The sequence below is a fragment of the Arthrobacter globiformis genome (assembly GCF_030817195.1).
GTDB lineage: Bacteria > Actinomycetota > Actinomycetes > Actinomycetales > Micrococcaceae > Arthrobacter > Arthrobacter globiformis_D.
In genome coordinates, this window is sequence record NZ_JAUSYZ010000001.1 from 4780891 (window position 1) to 4797999 (window position 17109).

General features: G+C 68.6%; 15 protein-coding genes. 4 read left to right on the forward strand and 11 right to left on the reverse strand.

The annotated features are described in order from the left end of the window. Positions 1 to 233 precede the first annotated feature (233 nt). Positions 234 to 929, reverse strand: a complete 696-nt coding sequence (locus QF036_RS21950; RefSeq protein WP_307105276.1) for a GntR family transcriptional regulator — start codon at positions 927 to 929, stop codon at positions 234 to 236. Between the two features lie 104 nt (positions 930 to 1033). Here QF036_RS21950 and QF036_RS21955 point away from each other — a divergent pair, with 104 nt between their 5' ends. From QF036_RS21955 to QF036_RS21970, 4 genes are all read left to right on the forward strand, one after another. Continuing rightward, positions 1034 to 1792 carry a LamB/YcsF family protein gene (locus QF036_RS21955; protein ID WP_307106062.1) on the forward strand — a complete coding sequence of 253 codons (759 nt, stop codon included), beginning with the start codon at positions 1034 to 1036 and terminating at the stop codon, positions 1790 to 1792. A gap of 25 nt (positions 1793 to 1817) precedes the next feature. Continuing rightward, positions 1818 to 3629 carry a 5-oxoprolinase subunit B/C family protein gene (locus QF036_RS21960; protein ID WP_307105277.1) on the forward strand — a complete coding sequence of 604 codons (1812 nt, stop codon included), beginning with the start codon at positions 1818 to 1820 and terminating at the stop codon, positions 3627 to 3629. Beyond that, positions 3629 to 5410 carry an ATP-binding protein gene (locus tag QF036_RS21965; RefSeq protein ID WP_307105278.1) on the forward strand — a complete coding sequence of 594 codons (1782 nt, stop codon included), beginning with the start codon at positions 3629 to 3631 and terminating at the stop codon, positions 5408 to 5410. The genes QF036_RS21960 and QF036_RS21965 overlap by 1 nt, the downstream gene beginning before the upstream one ends. Before the next feature lie 419 nt (positions 5411 to 5829). Further along, on the forward strand, positions 5830 to 6018 hold the full coding sequence (locus QF036_RS21970) for a hypothetical protein (RefSeq protein WP_307105279.1): 189 nt from the start codon (positions 5830 to 5832) through the stop codon (positions 6016 to 6018). Between the two features lie 82 nt (positions 6019 to 6100). Here QF036_RS21970 and QF036_RS21975 read toward each other — a convergent pair whose 3' ends face one another. The 10 genes from QF036_RS21975 to QF036_RS22020 all read right to left on the reverse strand — a co-directional run bounded on the left by QF036_RS21975 (position 6101) and on the right by QF036_RS22020 (position 17029). After that, positions 6101 to 6598, reverse strand: a complete 498-nt coding sequence (locus QF036_RS21975) for an SRPBCC family protein (RefSeq protein WP_307105280.1) — start codon at positions 6596 to 6598, stop codon at positions 6101 to 6103. 13 nt (positions 6599 to 6611) lie between these two features. After that, on the reverse strand, positions 6612 to 6944 hold the full coding sequence (locus QF036_RS21980; protein ID WP_307105281.1) for an ArsR/SmtB family transcription factor: 333 nt from the start codon (positions 6942 to 6944) through the stop codon (positions 6612 to 6614). A gap of 55 nt (positions 6945 to 6999) precedes the next feature. Further along, entirely contained in the window at positions 7000 to 8835 is a 1836-nt protein-coding gene (locus QF036_RS21985; protein WP_307105282.1) for an FAD-dependent oxidoreductase, read from the reverse strand. Positions 8836 to 8855: 20 nt separating this feature from the next. Next, complete coding sequence (locus tag QF036_RS21990) at positions 8856 to 9731, reverse strand: aldo/keto reductase (RefSeq protein ID WP_307105283.1); 876 nt, start codon at positions 9729 to 9731, stop codon at positions 8856 to 8858. Next, a complete protein-coding gene (locus QF036_RS21995; protein ID WP_307105284.1) occupies positions 9728 to 10576 on the reverse strand; it encodes a sugar phosphate isomerase/epimerase family protein in 849 nt (282 codons plus the stop codon). Before QF036_RS21995 ends, QF036_RS21990 begins: the two co-directional genes overlap by 4 nt. After that, positions 10573 to 12669 (reverse strand): oxidoreductase, encoded by a 2097-nt coding sequence (locus tag QF036_RS22000; RefSeq protein ID WP_307105285.1) that lies wholly within the window; start codon positions 12667 to 12669, stop codon positions 10573 to 10575. Before QF036_RS22000 ends, QF036_RS21995 begins: the two co-directional genes overlap by 4 nt. 3 nt (positions 12670 to 12672) lie before the next feature. After that, a complete protein-coding gene (locus QF036_RS22005) occupies positions 12673 to 13824 on the reverse strand; it encodes a Gfo/Idh/MocA family protein (protein ID WP_307105286.1) in 1152 nt (383 codons plus the stop codon). A 62-nt stretch (positions 13825 to 13886) separates the two neighbouring features. Then, entirely contained in the window at positions 13887 to 15257 is a 1371-nt protein-coding gene (locus tag QF036_RS22010) for an MFS transporter (protein ID WP_307105287.1), read from the reverse strand. 189 nt (positions 15258 to 15446) lie between these two features. Then, a complete protein-coding gene (locus QF036_RS22015; protein ID WP_307105288.1) occupies positions 15447 to 16244 on the reverse strand; it encodes an IclR family transcriptional regulator in 798 nt (265 codons plus the stop codon). Beyond that, positions 16244 to 17029 carry an IclR family transcriptional regulator domain-containing protein gene (locus QF036_RS22020; protein ID WP_307105289.1) on the reverse strand — a complete coding sequence of 262 codons (786 nt, stop codon included), beginning with the start codon at positions 17027 to 17029 and terminating at the stop codon, positions 16244 to 16246. The genes QF036_RS22015 and QF036_RS22020 overlap by 1 nt, the downstream gene beginning before the upstream one ends. Positions 17030 to 17109: the final 80 nt, after the last annotated feature.

The window sequence follows — 17109 nt, forward strand, 5'->3', positions numbered from 1 at the left end:
GCAACGTTGACAGGGCGCGGGCACTGAGGCTGATTGGCGGCTTCCCCGGACAGCCACCGAAAGCGGAGCATTCTGTTGGATTGTGGAAATGTAGAACAATCCAAACTTGTTGAACAATCTACGCGACCTGGATCACACCGTCAAGAGGCTTAAATGCGAACGGACACCCGTGGCCCTCGGAAGTGGGGCCGCGAGTGTCTGTTCGCGCTGCGGGTGGTGAAAAAAGGCGTCAGCTAGGACGAGTGGACAGCAGTCTGATGCTCTTCGGACCTGGCGAGGTAGGCCAGGAGCCGGTCAGCCGCGCGCTCATACTCCCCGGCTTCCAGCGCCGTGCAGATCTGCTCGTTCTCGGACAGATAGTCCTGATAGAAACCGCCGTCAATGGATGCCTTGTGGAAGAACAGCCGCATCTCGGCCAGCACCTGCGACATGATGATGTTCAGGCGCTCACTGCCGGCCATCGCGACGAGGGCTCCGTGAAAGTGCTGGTTGGCGCTGCCGAGCCCTTCGCTGTCGCCAGCCTCGGCCGCGCGCTTCCCTTCTTCCACGGCCGCCCGCACAGCCGCAACACTTTCGGCGCTGCCGCCGCCCCGGACGGCACTGACTTCGATGGCCCGCCGCACGGCGTAGACGTCGTGGATGTCGCTGGCATCGAGGCTGGCGACAAAGACGCCGCGGTTGGGCTGGCGGACCACCAGCCGCTCGCTGGCGAGTTCGGCGAACGCCTCGCGCACAGTGTTGCGGGAGACCCCGAGCTCCTCGGAAAGTGCTTCTTCCTTCAGCTTTGTGCCGGGAGGAAGCGCGCCTTCGGCGATCTGGAGCCGGAGCTCGCTCGCGACCCGGGTGGCCACCGAGGGCACGGCCACGCGCAGCCGCGCCACGCCGGGTGCTGCTCGCTCAGTTGATTCGTGCGGATTCACTGTGGCCATACAGAGAATTTACACGAACCAACCACAATCGGATTGTTGAATTGTTGAACATTTCTGCCGGAGGGTGCATTCTTGTGTAAGGACGAGTTGAGATGAGGGTCACAATGCACGCAATAGATTTGAACAGCGACGTCGGTGAATCCTTCGGGCGATGGAGCCTGGGAGACGACGCAGCCATGATGGCTTCCGTATCGAGCGCCAACGTCGCCTGCGGATTCCACGCCGGCGATCCCAGCGTCATCCGGTCCACTTGCGAGGCGGCCGCCAAGGCCGGCGTGGTGGTCGGGGCCCATGTGGGCTACCGTGACCTGGCCGGATTCGGCCGCCGGTACATGGACGTCGACCCCCGTGAACTGGCCGACGACGTCGTCTACCAGATCGGCGCGCTGCAGGCGCTGGCCGCGACGGCCGGCACCAGCGTCCGCTACGTGAAGCCGCATGGTGGCCTCTACAACGCCATCGTCCGCAACACCGCGCAGGCACGCGCCGTGGTGGACGCCGTCAAGTCGGTGGATCCCGGCCTGCCCATCCTTGGCCTGCCCGGATCCGAAGTGCTCCGGCTCGCGGAGGCAGCCGGGCTCCGGGCCGTCTCCGAGGCGTTCGCCGACCGCGGCTACAACCCGGACGGCACGCTGGCGTCGCGCTCCCAGCCCGGTTCCGTATTGGAGGATCCGGAGGCGGTTGCCGCCCGCGTCCTGCAGATGACCACCGGGGAGGCCATCAGCGCGATCGACGGTTCGGACCTGAGGATCAGCGCGGAATCGGTGTGCGTCCACGGGGATTCTCCGGGAGCTGTGGCCATGGCTGTGGCTGTGAAGCGCGCGCTCGACGCCGCCGGCATTAGCATCAAGGCCTTCGTCTAGCATGAAGCGACGGACTCAGGACCCGATGGCGAACAATAACGTGGACATGCCCTCCGCATCATCCGGCAAGCCCGCGCCGGACATCCGCCCAAACACCACCCGCCCAACCACCGCGGCCCCAACCACTGCGCCCCCGAACACCCCGCGTCCGGACGCTGCGCGCCCCGGCAGGGTGCGCGCGGTGCGGCCGGTGGGAACGCGCACGGTCCTCGCCGAAGTATCCGGAACCCAGGACGTGCTCGCCCTGCAGGCCGCGCTCCTCGACGCTCCGCTGCCGGGCCAGCAGGATGTCCTGGCCGCCGCCGAAACCGTCATGATCAGGGCCGAATCCCCCGCCGCTGCCCGGCGGATCGGGCAGGCCCTCCTGGAACTGGACCTCACGGCGCCGGCGGAGCGGGCTGGCGGCCTGGTGGTCATAGATACCGTGTATGACGGCGAGGATCTCGCCGAAGTGGGGCAGCTGACCGGCCTCGGTGCCGACGGCGTGATCGCAGCCCACACCGGCCAGGTCTGGACCGTTGCCTTCGCGGGCTTCGCGCCCGGCTTCGGGTACATGGTGGGCGAGAACCAGGCGCTGGAGGTTCCGCGCCGGAGCTCCCCGCGCACCGCGGTCCCGGCAGGATCGGTGGCGCTGGCCGGGAACTACTCGGCCGTCTACCCGCGAAAGTCTCCGGGAGGCTGGCAGCTGATCGGCCGCACCGGAGCGAAGATGTGGGACCTCGACCGCCCCGAACCCGCGCTTGCCAGTCCGGGCCACCGGGTCCAGTTCCGTGCCGTCCGCGATGTGGTCCAACTGGCAGGCCAGGACACCCGGCAAACCGACAGCCAGCAGCAACCCCCTGCAACCACCTCCGGTCTCCGCGTCCTTGCGCCCGGAATCCACAGCCTCATCCAGGATCTGGGCCGGCAGGGGCATTCGGCCCTCGGCGTCTCCGCTGCCGGAGCGCTGGACCGGGCGTCGCTCCGCCGGGCAAACCGCCTGGTCGGGAACGCGCCGTCGGCCGCCGCCATCGAGACCGTCTCCGGCGGGCTCAGGGTCCAGGCCGTCGGTGACCAGGTCCTGGCTGTTGCGGGGGCGCCGTCGATACTCACCGTCGTAACGCCGTCGGCCTCCCCCGACGCGGCGGACACCGGCGAGATACAGAACGGCGACTCACAGAACCGGCAGCGCACCGTTCCGGTGGCCGCGCCGTTCGCCCTCCTGGACGGCGAAATCCTCACCATCGGAGTTCCCGACGCCGGCTTCCGCAGCTACATAGCTATCCGGGGCGGCGTCGACGCGCCGCCGGTGCTGGGCAGCCGCTCCACGGACACCATGTCCGGAATCGGTCCGAAGCCGCTGGCGGCCGGCCAGCTGCTGCCCTCCGGTGGCGCGGCCGAGTCCGGCGTCGTGGGCAGCCCGGAAATCCAGCCAGACTATCCGCACGGCGGAGTCACCGTGCTGGACATCGTCCCCGGCCCGCGTGCGGACTGGTTCGACCAGGCCGCGATCGACTCCCTGTGCAGCCAAGACTGGACGGTCAAGCCGGAGTCCAACCGTGTGGGCATGAGGCTGCAGGGAACACCGCTGCAGCGCAGCCGCACCGGCGAGCTGCCCAGCGAAGGAACGGTGGCGGGTGCCATCCAGATGCCCCCGGAGGGCCTGCCCGTCCTCTTCCTCGCCGACCACCCCATCACGGGCGGCTACCCGGTGATCGGCGTGGTGGTGGACCACCAGCTCGACCTGGCCGCCCAGGTCCCGATCGGCGGGAGCATCCGCTTCCGCATCGCCCCCGAATCTGCCGCAGCCACCGCCGGCCCCTCCGAAGAAGCTCCAGAAAGAGAAGCGAGTAACTGATGCACAAGGTCCTCATTGCCAACCGCGGCGAAATCGCCGTCCGCATCGCCCGGGCCTGTGACGACGCCCAGCTGAGCTCCGTGGCTGTGTATGCAGACATCGACGCGGACGCCATGCACGTCGCCGCCGCGGACGAGGCCTTCAGCCTCGGCGGCAACTCCCCGGCGGACACCTACCTGAACATCCCCAAGCTGCTCGATGTGGCAGCCAGAGCCGGAGCAGACGCCGTCCACCCCGGCTACGGCTTCCTGTCCGAGAATGCGGATTTCGCCCAAGCCGTGCTGGATGCAGGACTCGCCTGGATCGGGCCGTCACCGGAGGCCATCCGCCAGCTCGGCAACAAGATCACCGCCCGCGAGATCGCCGTCCGTGCGGGGGCGCCGCTCGTGGCGGGCAGTGACGGGCCGGTGGAATCCGCCGCGGAGGCCCGCGCTTTCGCCGAACAGCATGGCCTCCCGATCGCCATCAAGGCGGCCTTCGGCGGCGGCGGCCGGGGCCTGAAGGTGGTCCGGAATATAGAGGAGATCGAGGAAGCCTTCGACTCAGCCGTCCGTGAGGCGGTGGCCGCTTTCGGCCGCGGCGAATGCTTCGTGGAACGCTACCTGGACCGCCCGCGCCATGTCGAAGCCCAGGTCCTGGCCGACACGCACGGCAACGTCGTCGTCGTCGGAACCCGCGACTGCTCCCTCCAGCGCCGGCACCAGAAGCTGGTGGAGGAGGCCCCGGCGCCGTTCCTCAGCGAGGGGCAGCGGACCCAGATTTACGACGCCGCCAAGGCAGTCTGCCGGGAAGCCGGCTACTCGGGCGCGGGGACGGTGGAGTTTTTGGTCGCCGCCGACGGCACCGTCGCCTTCCTCGAGGTGAACACGCGGCTGCAGGTGGAACACCCCATCACCGAGGAAACCACGGGGATCGACCTGGTCCAGGAACAGTTCCGGATCGCCGCCGGGGAACGGCTCCGCCTCACCGAGGATCCCGCCCCGCGCGGCCACGCCTTCGAATTCAGGATCAACGCCGAAGACGTGGGACGTGGCTTCCTGCCTTCCCCCGGCACCGTCAGCGACTTCACGGCCCCCACCGGCCCCGGCATCCGGCTGGACACGGGAGTCCGCTCCGGCTCCTTCGTCGCACCGCAGTTCGACTCGCTCCTGGCGAAGCTGATCGTCACCGGCGCCGACCGCCAGCAGGCGCTGCGCCGGGCCCGCCGCGCCCTCGCCGAGATCAGCATCACCGGCGTGGCCACCGTCCTGCCGTTCCACCGCGCGGTGGTGGAAGCCGCGGACTTCGTTTCCGAGACGGGCCTGGACGTCCACACGCGCTGGATCGAAACGGATTTCGCCGACAGCATCCCCGCCGATCCCGACTTCACCCCCACCAGTCCCGATGGCCGCCGGCGGACCATCACCGTGGACGTGGACGGCCGCCGGCTCGCGGTCGGGCTTCCGGCCGACCTGCTGGACGGCTGGGCGCGTTCAGGCCAGGCGCTTCCCGCTGGCCTGGGTGCTTCCGCCGCTGGCCCGTCCGGCGTCGGTTCCCCGGACGGCGGTTCCCCGGACGGCGCCTCCGACCCGGCGGAACTCCGCGCCGCCATGAGCGGCACCGTGGTGAAGTGGCTCGTGGAACCGGGCAGCGACGTGACCGCCGGCGATCCCGTGGTGGTCCTGGAGGCCATGAAGATGGAAACCAGTGTTCCCGCCCACCGGGGCGGCGTCCTTTCCGGCGTCGCCGCTAGCCCGGGCGACGTGATCACCTCCGGCTCGGTCCTGGCGCTTATCGGCTAAGCCGCTAACCGGCTCCGCAACGGATGGACGACGGCGTCCTCGGCTCCGCCACCCCCGCGCGAACGTACAGATGAGGCCCTTGGAAACCGCTTCCTAAGGGCCACAACTGTACGTTCGCGCTGAATGTGGGGAGGCTCACGCGTGCCCTGCACCGTCGCCGGTGTGTGTCAAACCTCACCCACCGTTTGGGGCCAAATCGGTTGAAAAGCCTTCCGCCGCCTGTGCATCATAGAGTGAAGCCCGGTAGGAATACGCTTTCCAAACTCGGACTTAGAAGTTCAAACACAACAAAATCCTGGTGGACGCAATGAGGCCAAACCGGTGAGCTCGTCGAGCTGCCTTAGGCCTCCGAGCGTTCTCTGGGCCGACCTGTTCCGCGGCATCGCATTGGCGCTATGCCCAGACACGAAAGCACTGACATGACCTTTGAAACCGCTGAATCAATGACGATCAAGATCTGGGACCGTTCTGCAGTGAACCACACGCTGGAGACGCTGGTGCACGATTTTTCCCGCCGGGCCAACGCACAGAAGAGTGACGTCGCCGTCACCCTCAGCGGCCCGAACACCTTCACGCTCAGCCTGAACACCTCAGGCGCTGCACTCTAACCAACACCCCGGACAAAACGTCAGAGGACGACGGCGGACCCTTCCCGCCGTCGTCCTCTTGCGTTTAAGCCGGAGCAGTTCGCTACGCGCGGGAGTGCTCGGCCAAAAGGGCGTCGATCTGTCCGGCGGCCTCCTTCATGCCGTCCTCCATGCCCATCTCCATCATCTTGTTCATCTGCTCCTCGGATTCGAAGACGGACTGGACGGTCATCCGGGTGCGGCCGCCGATGTCCTCCAGCGTGACGGTGGCGTGCGCGGTGCCCATGGCCTCGACCGGGGCGCCGTTATCGTCAGCGAAGCCGTCGTCGAACTCGAGGCGGTTCGGCGCCTGAATGTCGGTGATGCGCCACCAGCCGCCAGCCTTCTCGCCCTCCGGGCCGGTCATGTAATAGGAAGCCTCTCCGCCGGGGGTGAATTCGTACTGGCTGAACGTTGCCGGCCAGGTTGGCGGACCCCACCAGCGCTCGAGCTGCCGCGGGTCTTCCCAGATCTGCCAGACGCGCTTCACGTCGGCGTCGAACTCTGCCACGAGGATGAAGCTGAGCGCCTCGGGATTCTTGGTGGAACTGATAACCGTCATTGCCGGACCCTTCCTATTCTTCAGCGAGGATGTCTGCCATCCGGGCGACGCGCTGCCGCCAGATCGCCTCGTACTCGTCAAGCAGCCGGCGGGCTTTCTCCAGGCCTTCATGGTTGCCCCGCACGATCTGCTCCCTTCCGCGCTTCTCCTTGGTGACCAGGGAGGCGCGCTCCAACACCGCCACGTGCTTCTGAACGGCGGCAAAACTCATGGCGTAGAGAGCCGCCAGGCCGGTCACCGAGTACTCGCCCACCGCCACCCGGCGCATGATGTCCCGCCGGGTGGTGTCCGCGAACGCCTGGAAGAGGCGGTCGAGTTCGGCATCGCTAAACTGATCTACAACCATTTGGTTGTAGGATATGGCCGTGCGCGAAGGAAGTCAATGGCCTGTCCGTCCCCGCTCAGGCTGCACCCACCCCGGCGCCGGAGTCCGCGGGCATGGTGCCGTCATCCTCGTACTCCACGGCGCCGGCCAGGTCGCGGCCGGCGACATACCCGAACGCCAGCGCCGGGCCGAGGTTGATGCCGCCCGCCGGGTAGTGCCCGCCCATCACGCTGGCCTGGTCATTGCCGGCGACGTACAGCCCCGGGATGGCCCGGCCGGCGTTGTCCAGGGCCCGGGAGCGGCCGTCCACATCCAGTCCCGCGAACGTGCCAAAGCTGCCCGGCACCACGCGCACGGCGTAGAACGGGCCCTTCTCGATGGGGCCCAGCGACGGATTCGGCTTTACAGACGGGTCTCCGCCATACCGGTTGAAGGGCGTGGAGCCGCGGCCGAAGTCCGGGTCCGCGCCGGCGGCCGAATGGCGGTTGAAGCGCTCCACGGTCTCCTTCAGCCCGGCGTGGTCGATGCCGCACCGCTCCGCGAGTTCCTCGAGGGTGCGGCCCTTCTTCAGGTAGCCGGAACGCAGGTAGGGAAAGAGCGGCACGGGAAGCGGCTTGGCCATGCCCAGCGGGAAGCGGCGCACAAAGCGGGAATCGGCAATCTGCCAGGCCTCCGCCTGCTCCCCCTGCGGCGTGGCCTCCAGCATTGCTGTCACGTAGTCGTAGTACCCGTTGGCTTCGTTGACGAACCGCTTCCCATTGCGGAGGACGCCGATGCTGCCGGGCTTGGCGCGGTCCATGATGTGCGGGAACGTGCCGGTCCGGCCGCTGCGGTACGGCACCAGCGACACCGGGCACCATGCGGCCGCGGATGTCACGTCGGTCCGGAAGCGGGCACCCACCTGCTGGCCCAGGCTGATACCGTCACCGCTGGCCTCGGCAGGCGCCAGTGTCCAGTGTTCGTGCCCGGTGGGCGTGTGCGGGAACAGCCCCTTCCGGCGCTCCACGTCCTGCGGGAAGCCTCCGGCGGCCAGGACCACGCCGCGTGCGGCGTTGATCCGCAGCTCCCCTTCGGGCGTTCCGACGACGGCGCCCGTCACCTTGCCGCTGCCGTCGGTCAGCAGGCGGCGGGCCGGTGTGGAGACGCGGATGTCCACGCCGAAGCGGTCTGCGGACTGCAGCAGCCGGCCGGTGAGGGCGGTGCCGTTGACCAGCTGCATGTTGCGCCGGTGCGCCAGCAGGTCCAGGATGTGCAGGCCGAAGCGCCAGCCGGCATGGAGGAGCCCGCGGGGATTGCCCCGGGACGCGGACAGGAATTTGGCCAGGTCAGGTCCGGCCATGATGCCCATTCCCAGGAACGAGGTTTCATACAGCTGGTGCCGGAGCTTGGCGCGCACCTCCGGACGGATCCGCCGGGCGTTCATCGGCTTGGGACCCACTGAGCGGTGCCCCGTCCCGGCGCCGGGGAGCCCGCCGTAGATGTCGTTGATCCTGGCGCCGGGGACAAACTGCAGCGACGTCTTCTGGTGGAAGAAGCCCACCATGTGCGGGACCGCCTCCAGGAACGCGTCAACCCGGTCGGCCTGGTAGTCGGCCCCCAGGACACCGCGCAGGTAGGTGCGGAAGGTCTCCTTGTCCTCGCTGATGCCGGCTGCCCTGGCCAGCGGATTGCCGGGCGCCCAGGCCCAGCCGCCAGACCATGCTGTGGCGCCCCCGCACACGTCCGCCTTTTCCACCACCACAACCTTCAGCCCGTGGTACGCGGCCGTCACGGCGGCGGCCAGGCCGCCCGCACCGGAGCCCACCACTAGGACATCACAGGTCAGAGTGTCGCAGGTCAGGGTGTCGGGGCTTTCGGCCGGCACACCTTCTCCGCCCGGGGAAGGTGTTGTCGCATCAGTCGGTAAAGTCATCTCTTGCTCCAGTGCTTCTTTCAGTGTCCGAATTCGTCCGAGTCGAGCCGCGGCGGCGCGCCCGTGTCCAAGGCATCGATGCCGGCCATTTCCGCCTCCGTGAGGGCAAAGCCGAAGACGTCGAGGTTTTCGCGCTGCCGCCGGTCGTCGGCGGACTTGGGGATGGCCACCCGGCCGGACTGGACCTGCCAGCGGAGCACCACCTGCGCCGGTGTCTTGCCGTATTCCTCGGCGGGACCGGTGACGGCAGCAGCGGAGAGGAAGCTGCCGTTGCGGCCCAGCGGGCTGTAGGCCGCGGTGGCGATGCCGTGCCCACGGTGGAAGGCCAGCTGGTCCAGCTGCTGGTGTTCGGGATCGATCTGCACCTGGTTGATTGGAATTTCCAGGCCTGCCGCCTGCAGCTCCCGCAGGTGGGCCGGCTTGAAGTTAGAAACGCCCCAGCACCTGATCAGCCCCTCCTCAGCCAGTTGGGCGAGCCCCTCCGCGGCTTCAACAAACCGGTCCTGGGAAGGATTCGGCCAGTGGATCAGGAAGAGGTCCAGATACCCGGTGCCAAGCCGCCGGGTTGCCGCACCGAAGGCCTCGCGCACACCGGCTCTGCCGTGCCACTGCCTGTTGAATTTGGTGGTGAGGAACAGGTCCCGGCGGGCGATGCCGCTGCGGCGGATCCCCTCACCCACGGCCTCCTCGTTGCCGTAGTTTTCGGCCGTATCGATGTGCCGGTACCCGCTAGTGATGGCGCGGGCCACGGCGTCGGCGGCCTCCTCGCCGGTCATCGGCCAGGTGCCCAGGCCAATAAGGGGAATTTCGACGCCGGGCACCAGTTCCGCCGTCATGCCTTCCTGTACTGTCTGGCTTTCCTGTACTTCCGTGCTTTCCTGTAGTTCCCAGGTCATTTGCTTCCTGCTTTCTGGAGGTTGTCTGCCGCCTGCAGCACGGTGTCCGATGCGGCTTTGAGCTTCCGTGCCCAGCCCAGCTCGCCCAGCCGGGCGACGGTGCTGTCCGACGGCACCTCGGCGCTCACCGGAAGATCGGCGGAGAAAGCGTTGACCAGGGCGGCCAGGTCGAAACCGCCTTCGCCCGGAACACCGCGTTCCGAGCGGGACTCCGCCACCAGCGCCGCACGGTCGGCCGGACGCGTCACGGGACCATCGCACAGCTGAAGCAGCGGCACCAGGTCATGGTTCGCTTCAAGGTCCCGCCACTGCGCGGACCCCGGGACAGCACCGAAGCGGTTCAGGTGGAGTGCGTCCACCACAATGTTGCAGCCCGCGGTGCGGGCCAGGGCCACCGCGTCCGGGATGGAATGCACCGCCTGGTAGGAGATGGGCTCGAGGGTGGGAACGATGCCGTGGTTGCGGCCGTCCTCTGTCATGCGCGCCAGCGTGTCGGCAAGGCGTGCGGGATCGGGATCGGACGCGGCCACCGTCAGGGACGCCGCACCGAGGGCCTGCCCCGCCGCCATCATGGCAAGCCACGCGTCGCGCTGGTCGGTGCCGTCCAGCAGCAGGAACTCGATGTCGCGGACCGTCACCCCGGTGTCGGCCATCCGGGCCAGCGTCTCCCTCAGCATCGGCGACCCCGGCTGCAGGTCATACGGGCGCTCGGCAGCCGTGACGGGGCGGACGCGGGCGCCGATGAAGTCGAAGCCGGCTTCCGCGGCGATGGCCACCAGCTGCGGCGGGGCGGTGTTGAGGAGGGACAGCTGGGCCAGGCCCAGCGGGCGGCGCGGTGCGCTCATGATGCTGCTCCGTTCATGCTTAGTTCGACAGGGCGTTCTGCGGGGTTGGCCCCAGGCGTTGCGGGGTGGGCGGCAAGGGCTGCGGCGATGCGCTGTGCCGCGTCGTAGCCGCTTTTCACCGCGTTGGAGGCGATGGCGGGGGTCCGGTCCACCACTGTTCCGGCCAACGCGACCGGCACGCCGGCCTCGCGGGCAAGGTCTGCCTCTCGGTCCTCCGCGGGGACGGAGCCGTCCAGCGGCAGCACTGAACGGGACACCAGCAGGCTCCCCGGCGCGTCCAGCCATTCCGAGTCGGCCCCGTCCCGGGACGTTCCGGCGATCCGGATCCGGCCGCCGTCGTATTCCTCGATCGTGGCACCCAGCCGGATCCGGACCCGGGGATTCTGTTCCAGCCGGGGCACGGCAAGGATCTTTGCCCGCCGCCCGGATTCCGGAGCGAGGACCTCCTGCGGCCCCACCAGCAGCACGGCGGTGCCGCGGTCCGCGAGGGTGTCGGCCAGGCTCATCGCCACCGAGTCCGCACCCCAGATGGTCACGGCTTCCGGGGCGTTTCCGCCGGCTCCATCGAGGTGCAGCACCTCGGGGTGGGCGGCAAGCCAGTCGCGCACGTCGGCCACGCCGGGCAGGTCCGCGCCGGGGAACCCTGCCCCGGGACGGGTCCCGCCGGTGGCCAGCACGACGGCGTCGGCCCCCGTTTCGCGGACCAGCGCCACGACGTCGCGGGAATCCACCTGGTTGCCCAACCGGACATCAATGCCCAACCGTTCGTTCTCGGCCGCGGACCAGTCGGTGAAGCGGTGGAAATCCGGGGTGGACTTCATCCGTTCCGCGAGGGCGAGCTGCCCGCCGTGCCGGGCGCCGCCGTCGAGCACGGTGACCTGCGCGCCTGCCAGGGCGAGTTCCCGGGCAGCGGTGAGGCCGGCGGGTCCGGCGCCGACCACGGCGACCCGGGCGCCCTGGCGCACTCCCGGCGTCGGAAGCGGGACCCGCGAGCGCCCGACCGCGGGGTTGACGGTGCACGTGACCTGCCCCTGGCCAAGGGTATCGATGCAGACGTTGCAGGCGATGCAGGGCCGGTACGTCTCGCCCCGCAGCACGCCGCCCACAAAGGCGGGGTCCGCGTGGATGGCCCGTGCCAGGCTGACGAAATCGCAGACGCCGTCGCCGAGGACCTCTTCGATGACGGCGGGCGAGTTCAGCCGCCCGGCCATGCCCAGGGGAAGCCCGAACTGCCGGTAGGCCGCGGCGTAGTCCCGGAGCAGGCCGGGCTTCCATTCGCCGGGCTGCACTATCCATTCACCGGCGTCGTAGCTGCCGGCGGACAGGTCCAGGAAGTCCAGCCGGTCCAGGTGCGCTTTGGCCATGATACCCACCTGATCTTCGGCGCTGATGCCGTCCGCCGGGCCCTCGACGACAGACACCCGCACCCCGACGATGGCGTCCGGCGCGGCCTCGCGCACGGCGTCGATGACCAGGTTCAGGAAGTGCTCCGGGCGGGCGAACTCGTCCCTGCGGTGGTTGGAGATGGGCGACATGAACTGATGGATCAGGTAGCCGTGGGCGCCGTGGATATTGATCACGTCAAAGCCCGCAGCCACGGCCCGGCGGGCAGCCGCGGCATATGCCGCCACGAGGTCATGGCATTCCCCGGCGGTCAGTTCCCGCGGCACCTCCCCGCCCGCCACCGCGCACGGCACCGGCGACGGCGCCACGTTCTTGTGCCCGGACACCGCCGCCTGGGCGGTCCGGCCGCCGTGATTAAGTTCGACGGCGGCCAGCGCACCTTCGGCGTGCAGCGCGTCGGTGAGCCTGCGCAGCCCGGGAACCATCGCGTCGGTGTGGAGGCCCAGCTGATGCGTGCGGCCCTTGCCGTCGGCCCGCACATAGGTGGCTTCGGTGGTGACCAGTCCGAGACCGGCCCTGGCGCGGGTGACCAGGTAGTCGATGTACTGCTCTGTAATGTGGCCGTCCACGGTGCCGTAGTTCCGTTCCATCGGAGCGGAGGCGAGCCGGTTGCGGAGGGTCCGCGGCGTGCGGCCGTTCCGGCCCAGGGTGAGCGGGCGGGCGGCATAGCCGCTGTTGTGCTCCGTCATGGCCTAACCTGCCGCTTCTGCCGGGACCCGGGTCACGACGTCGGCCGGTATTTCCACACCCGGTGAAGCCTCGGCGCCGGCGAAGCGAACGGGAACTCCGGTGCGCGAGGATTCGTAGACCGCCAGCAGGATCCGCAGCGATTTCAGCGCGTCCTTGCCGGTGATGGCGGGCTCGCTGCCGGCGTCCAAAGCCTGCACGAAGTCGCGGACTTGGCTGGTGTGGTGCGGAATCAGCTGGCCGTTGATGGTGGAGAGGTCGACGTTCGGCTCCACGCCCTCCGGATGGACGGGCTCCACGGTGATCCTTTCCCCCACGGCCCACAGGTCGAGCCGGCCGTCGCTGCCCTCGGGGAATTCCGTCAGCGACGCCGAGGCTCCTGTTTCGCCGGTGATCCTCAGCTGGATGCCCAGGTTGGGCGACACCGCCGTCGACGCCTCTAGCGTTGCCATGGCGCCCGAGGTGAAGGTGATGACGGCCGTGGCGGAATCCTCCACCTCGATGTAGTCGCCGTGGCGGTAGGTGTTGACCTTCCCGTAGACCTCCGACACGTCGCCGAGGTACCACTGCAGCAGGTCGATCTGGTGGATGGCCTGCGTCATGAGCACGCCGCCGCCGTCGTTCTCCCAGGTGCCGCGCCACGCGTCCCGGTTGTAATACTCCGGCGCGCGGTGAAGCATCACGGAGCACTGGGCCATGAGCGGCCGGCCCAGCGTCCCGTCGTCGATGGCGGAGCGGATCCGTTGCGCGGCAGGCCAGAAGCGGCGCTGGAACAGTGCCCCGAACTGCACGCCGGCCTCCTCGCAGGCGGTGACCATGCGCTCCGCCGACTCGATCCGGGTGGCGATCGGCTTTTCGCACAACACATGGACCCCGGCTGCCGCCACCTTGACCACCACCTCTTCGTGGGTCGGGTGGGGTGTGCAGACTGACACGATGTCCACGCCCAGCGCCAGGATCTCGTCCACGGTGTTCACCGCATGCGGCACGTTCCAGTCCCGGGCGGTGGCGCGTGCCCGGTCCAGATCGATGTCGCACACCCCCACCAACTGCACGTTGTCCAGGGCACCAAAGGCCTCGAGGTGGTTGCGGGAGATGGCGCCGCAGCCCACGATTCCGGCTCGGTACGTGCGGGGGGCGGTTGCTGACGGGGTCATGGTTCCAACTTTCATTCTGAGTGGGGCGGGGGCCGGGCTTCAGTGGGGCGGGGCCGGGGATATCAGGCGGAAGTACTGCGCTGGCGCGGCAGGCCGAGCTCCTCGAGCGGGGTCCTGTGGGTTTCGCGGGCCGTGGCGATGGCGATCGCGGAGACGGCCAGGCAGGCGACGGTGAAGACTGCCACCGGGATCCAGCCGCCGGGGCCGGGCTGGGCCAGGACGGTGGCGATGGCCGGGGCGAAGCCGGTGAGGATCAGCCCCACCTGGCTGCCGATGGCCATCCCGGAGTAGCGGACCGGCGCCGGGAACATCTCGGGGAAGAAGACGGTCCACACACCGTTCCAGCAGGAGTAGAAGACGGACATGTTCAGGAATCCGAAGACGAAGATCAGGGCGATGTTGTGCTCGCTGATGGCCCAGAAGTAGCCGAACGAGGTGACGGCGCAGCCCAGGGAGCCCACCAGGAGCACCTTCTTGCGGCCGAACCGGTCCGAGATGATGCCGGCCAGCGGGATGGTGAACATGGACAGGCCGATGGTGAGTGCGTTGACCGTGAGCATCAGGGTCCGGTCCAGGCCGATGCCCTTGCCGGTGGCGTAGGCCAGCGCGTACACGGTGAAGGTGGTCTGCATGACGGAGAACAGCATCACGAGGGCCACGCGCAGAACGTCGCGCCACTGGGTTTTCAGCACCTCGGCCGCGGGGATGCCCGTGGGCTTCTTAGCTTCCACGGTCTCCTCGAACACGGGCGGCTCCTCGAGCCGGGTGCGGATCCAGTAGGCGACCAGCAGCACCACGGCGGACAGCCAGAACGGGACGCGCCAGCCCCACCCCAGCAGCTGCTCCTCCGGGAGGGCAGCGAGCGGGATGAACACCACAGTGGAGAGCACCATGCCGGACGCGTAGCCGGTCATCACGAAGCTGGTGAAGAAGCCGCGGCGTCCTTCCGGGGAGTGTTCCATGGTCAGGGTGGATGCGCCCGCTGCCTCAGCGCCGGCGGAGAATCCCTGCGCCAGCCGGCCCACCAGCAGGAGCGCCGTGGCCCAGTAGCCGACCTGGTCATAGGTGGGCAGGAAGCCGATGCCGATGGAGGCCACACCCATGATCACCAGCGTGATCATCAGTGCCTGCTTGCGGCCGATCCTGTCCCCGAAGTGGCTCATGATGACGCCGCCCAGGGGCCGGGCCAGGTAGCCGACGCCGAACGTGGCCATCGCGCCGAGCAGGGCAACCACCGGGTCTCCGCCGGGGAAGAAGATCCTCGGGAACACCAGCGCTGCTGCCGTGCCATAGATGAAGAAGTCGTAGTACTCCAGCGTGGATCCGAGGAAGGAAGCCAGTGCGGCCTTCCGCGGCGTCTTCGCAGGGAGGCTGTCCGCGCGTTCCAGGACGGCGGTCTCCGCGGCGGGGGTGGGGGGCTGGAAATGTCCCATAGGTTCTCCTCATTGAGTTTCCAGGGCGGCCGCCACCGAAGTTGGTGGGGCCAAAGTGGTGAGCGTGCACCGTGTCCGGTGGCTGCCGCTCTGGAGGAAAACACTAGGAGCAGGGAAATGCGCCGTGGCGAAACTTCCCATTGAACGGGACGCGGGCTCTGCTCGGTCCCTGGTGGAAAAGGGCGCCGGTCAGTTTCCCTGGAGCCAGGGCCGCGTGCCGTACGGACGGCGCTCTGCGCCCATGGTCCGGGACAGTCCGCGCCCCGCGGCCACCAGGACGGGAAGAACCACCTTGGGGTCCTCGTCCGCCGTCGGAATTACGACGGCGATCGCTCCGATCACGCTGTTTCCCTCGCCAAAGACGGGGACGGCGTAGGCGGTGTTTTCCTCCACCAGGACGCCTGCCATACGGACGTATCCGCGTTCCCGGATCAGGGCGAGCTGGGCGCGCAGGCGCGCCGGATCCGTCTCCGTGGCCGCCGTGGTTTTCTCCAGCGGCCCGGCCAGGAACCGCTCCTGCACGTCGCGCGGCATGTGGGCCATCATGGCCATGCCGGACGACGTGTTGTGAATCAGGAGCCGGCCGGCCACTGCCGCAAGGTTGGTGGCGGTGCCGTGCCGGTCCAGCTGTTCCAGGTAAAGCACGGTGCCGGAACCGACGTCGGGAATGGAGAGGGAGACCTGCTCCCGGACGGCGGCATGGACACCTTCGAGGAACGGAAGGCCCCGGCGTCGGAATTCCTCAAGCGGATTGCTGCGGGACGCCAGTTCCCACATCTTCATGCCGACGCCGTAGTCCCCTGCCTCGCTGCGGTTCAGCAGCCCGCTGTCCACCAGGTCGTTGGCCAGCCGGTGGGCGGTGCTGCTGGACATGCCGGTGGCCCGGACCAGTTCGCTCAGCGACATCCGCGGCCGGCCCTTCGAAAAGGCATCCAGGATCTTCACCACGCGCTGGATGACGGATTCGCCGGAGGGCGAGTTGGCCATCAGGCCCGCCGCAGCCCGGACGCGTCCCCGCCGTAGTCCAGGCCGATCTGCCGGGCCGCCTCCTGCAGGCGCGGCACCACGGACTTTTCGATGTTCTCAGCAGGCGACCGATGGGTCTGCAGGGAGACGTTGACGGCCGCCACCACGTCATGGCCGCGGCACACCGGTACAGCCACGCCGCGCAGCCCCTCTTCCAGTTCCTGCGACACCATGGCCCACCCCCTTGACCTGGCACGGTCAATTTCCGTCCGCAGCTGGTCGAGGCTTGCGATCGAGTGTTCCGTCAGCCTCTGCAGCCGGACGGTTTCGAAGTAGGCCTGCAGATTCGGCTCGGTCAGGCCCCCCAGCAGCACGCGCCCCATGGAGGTGGCCCAGGCCGGGAACCTGGTGCCCACGGTGATCGTCACGCTGAGCAGCCGGGGCGAGGGCACACAGGCGACATACACGACGTCGGCGCCGTCCAGAATGCAGAGGGAGGTGGTCTCGTTCAGCTCGGCAGCAAGCGCCTTCAGGTGCCGGTCCGCGATGGCCGGAAGCTCAAGGTTGGCCAGGAAGGACCGTCCGATATCCAGCGAGCGCGCGGTCAGCTCGAAGTGCGCACCGTCGGCCCGCAGGTACCCGAGGTCGGCAAGGGTGAGGAGGAACCGCCGGGCGGAGGCCCTGGTGGTATCCGCTGCCGCGGCCACTTGGGACACCGTCAGCCGGGGGGCGTTCGGAGTGAAGGCCCGGAGCACGTCGAACGCCTTTTCGACCGATTTCACAAAGTAGGCCGGCTGTTCGTCCATGGGCTCCCTGCATCCTCCGGCAACCTCCAGCGATGACCGCTCAGACGTGTGGAAGCTGCGCCGTTCCTGACGTACCCAGA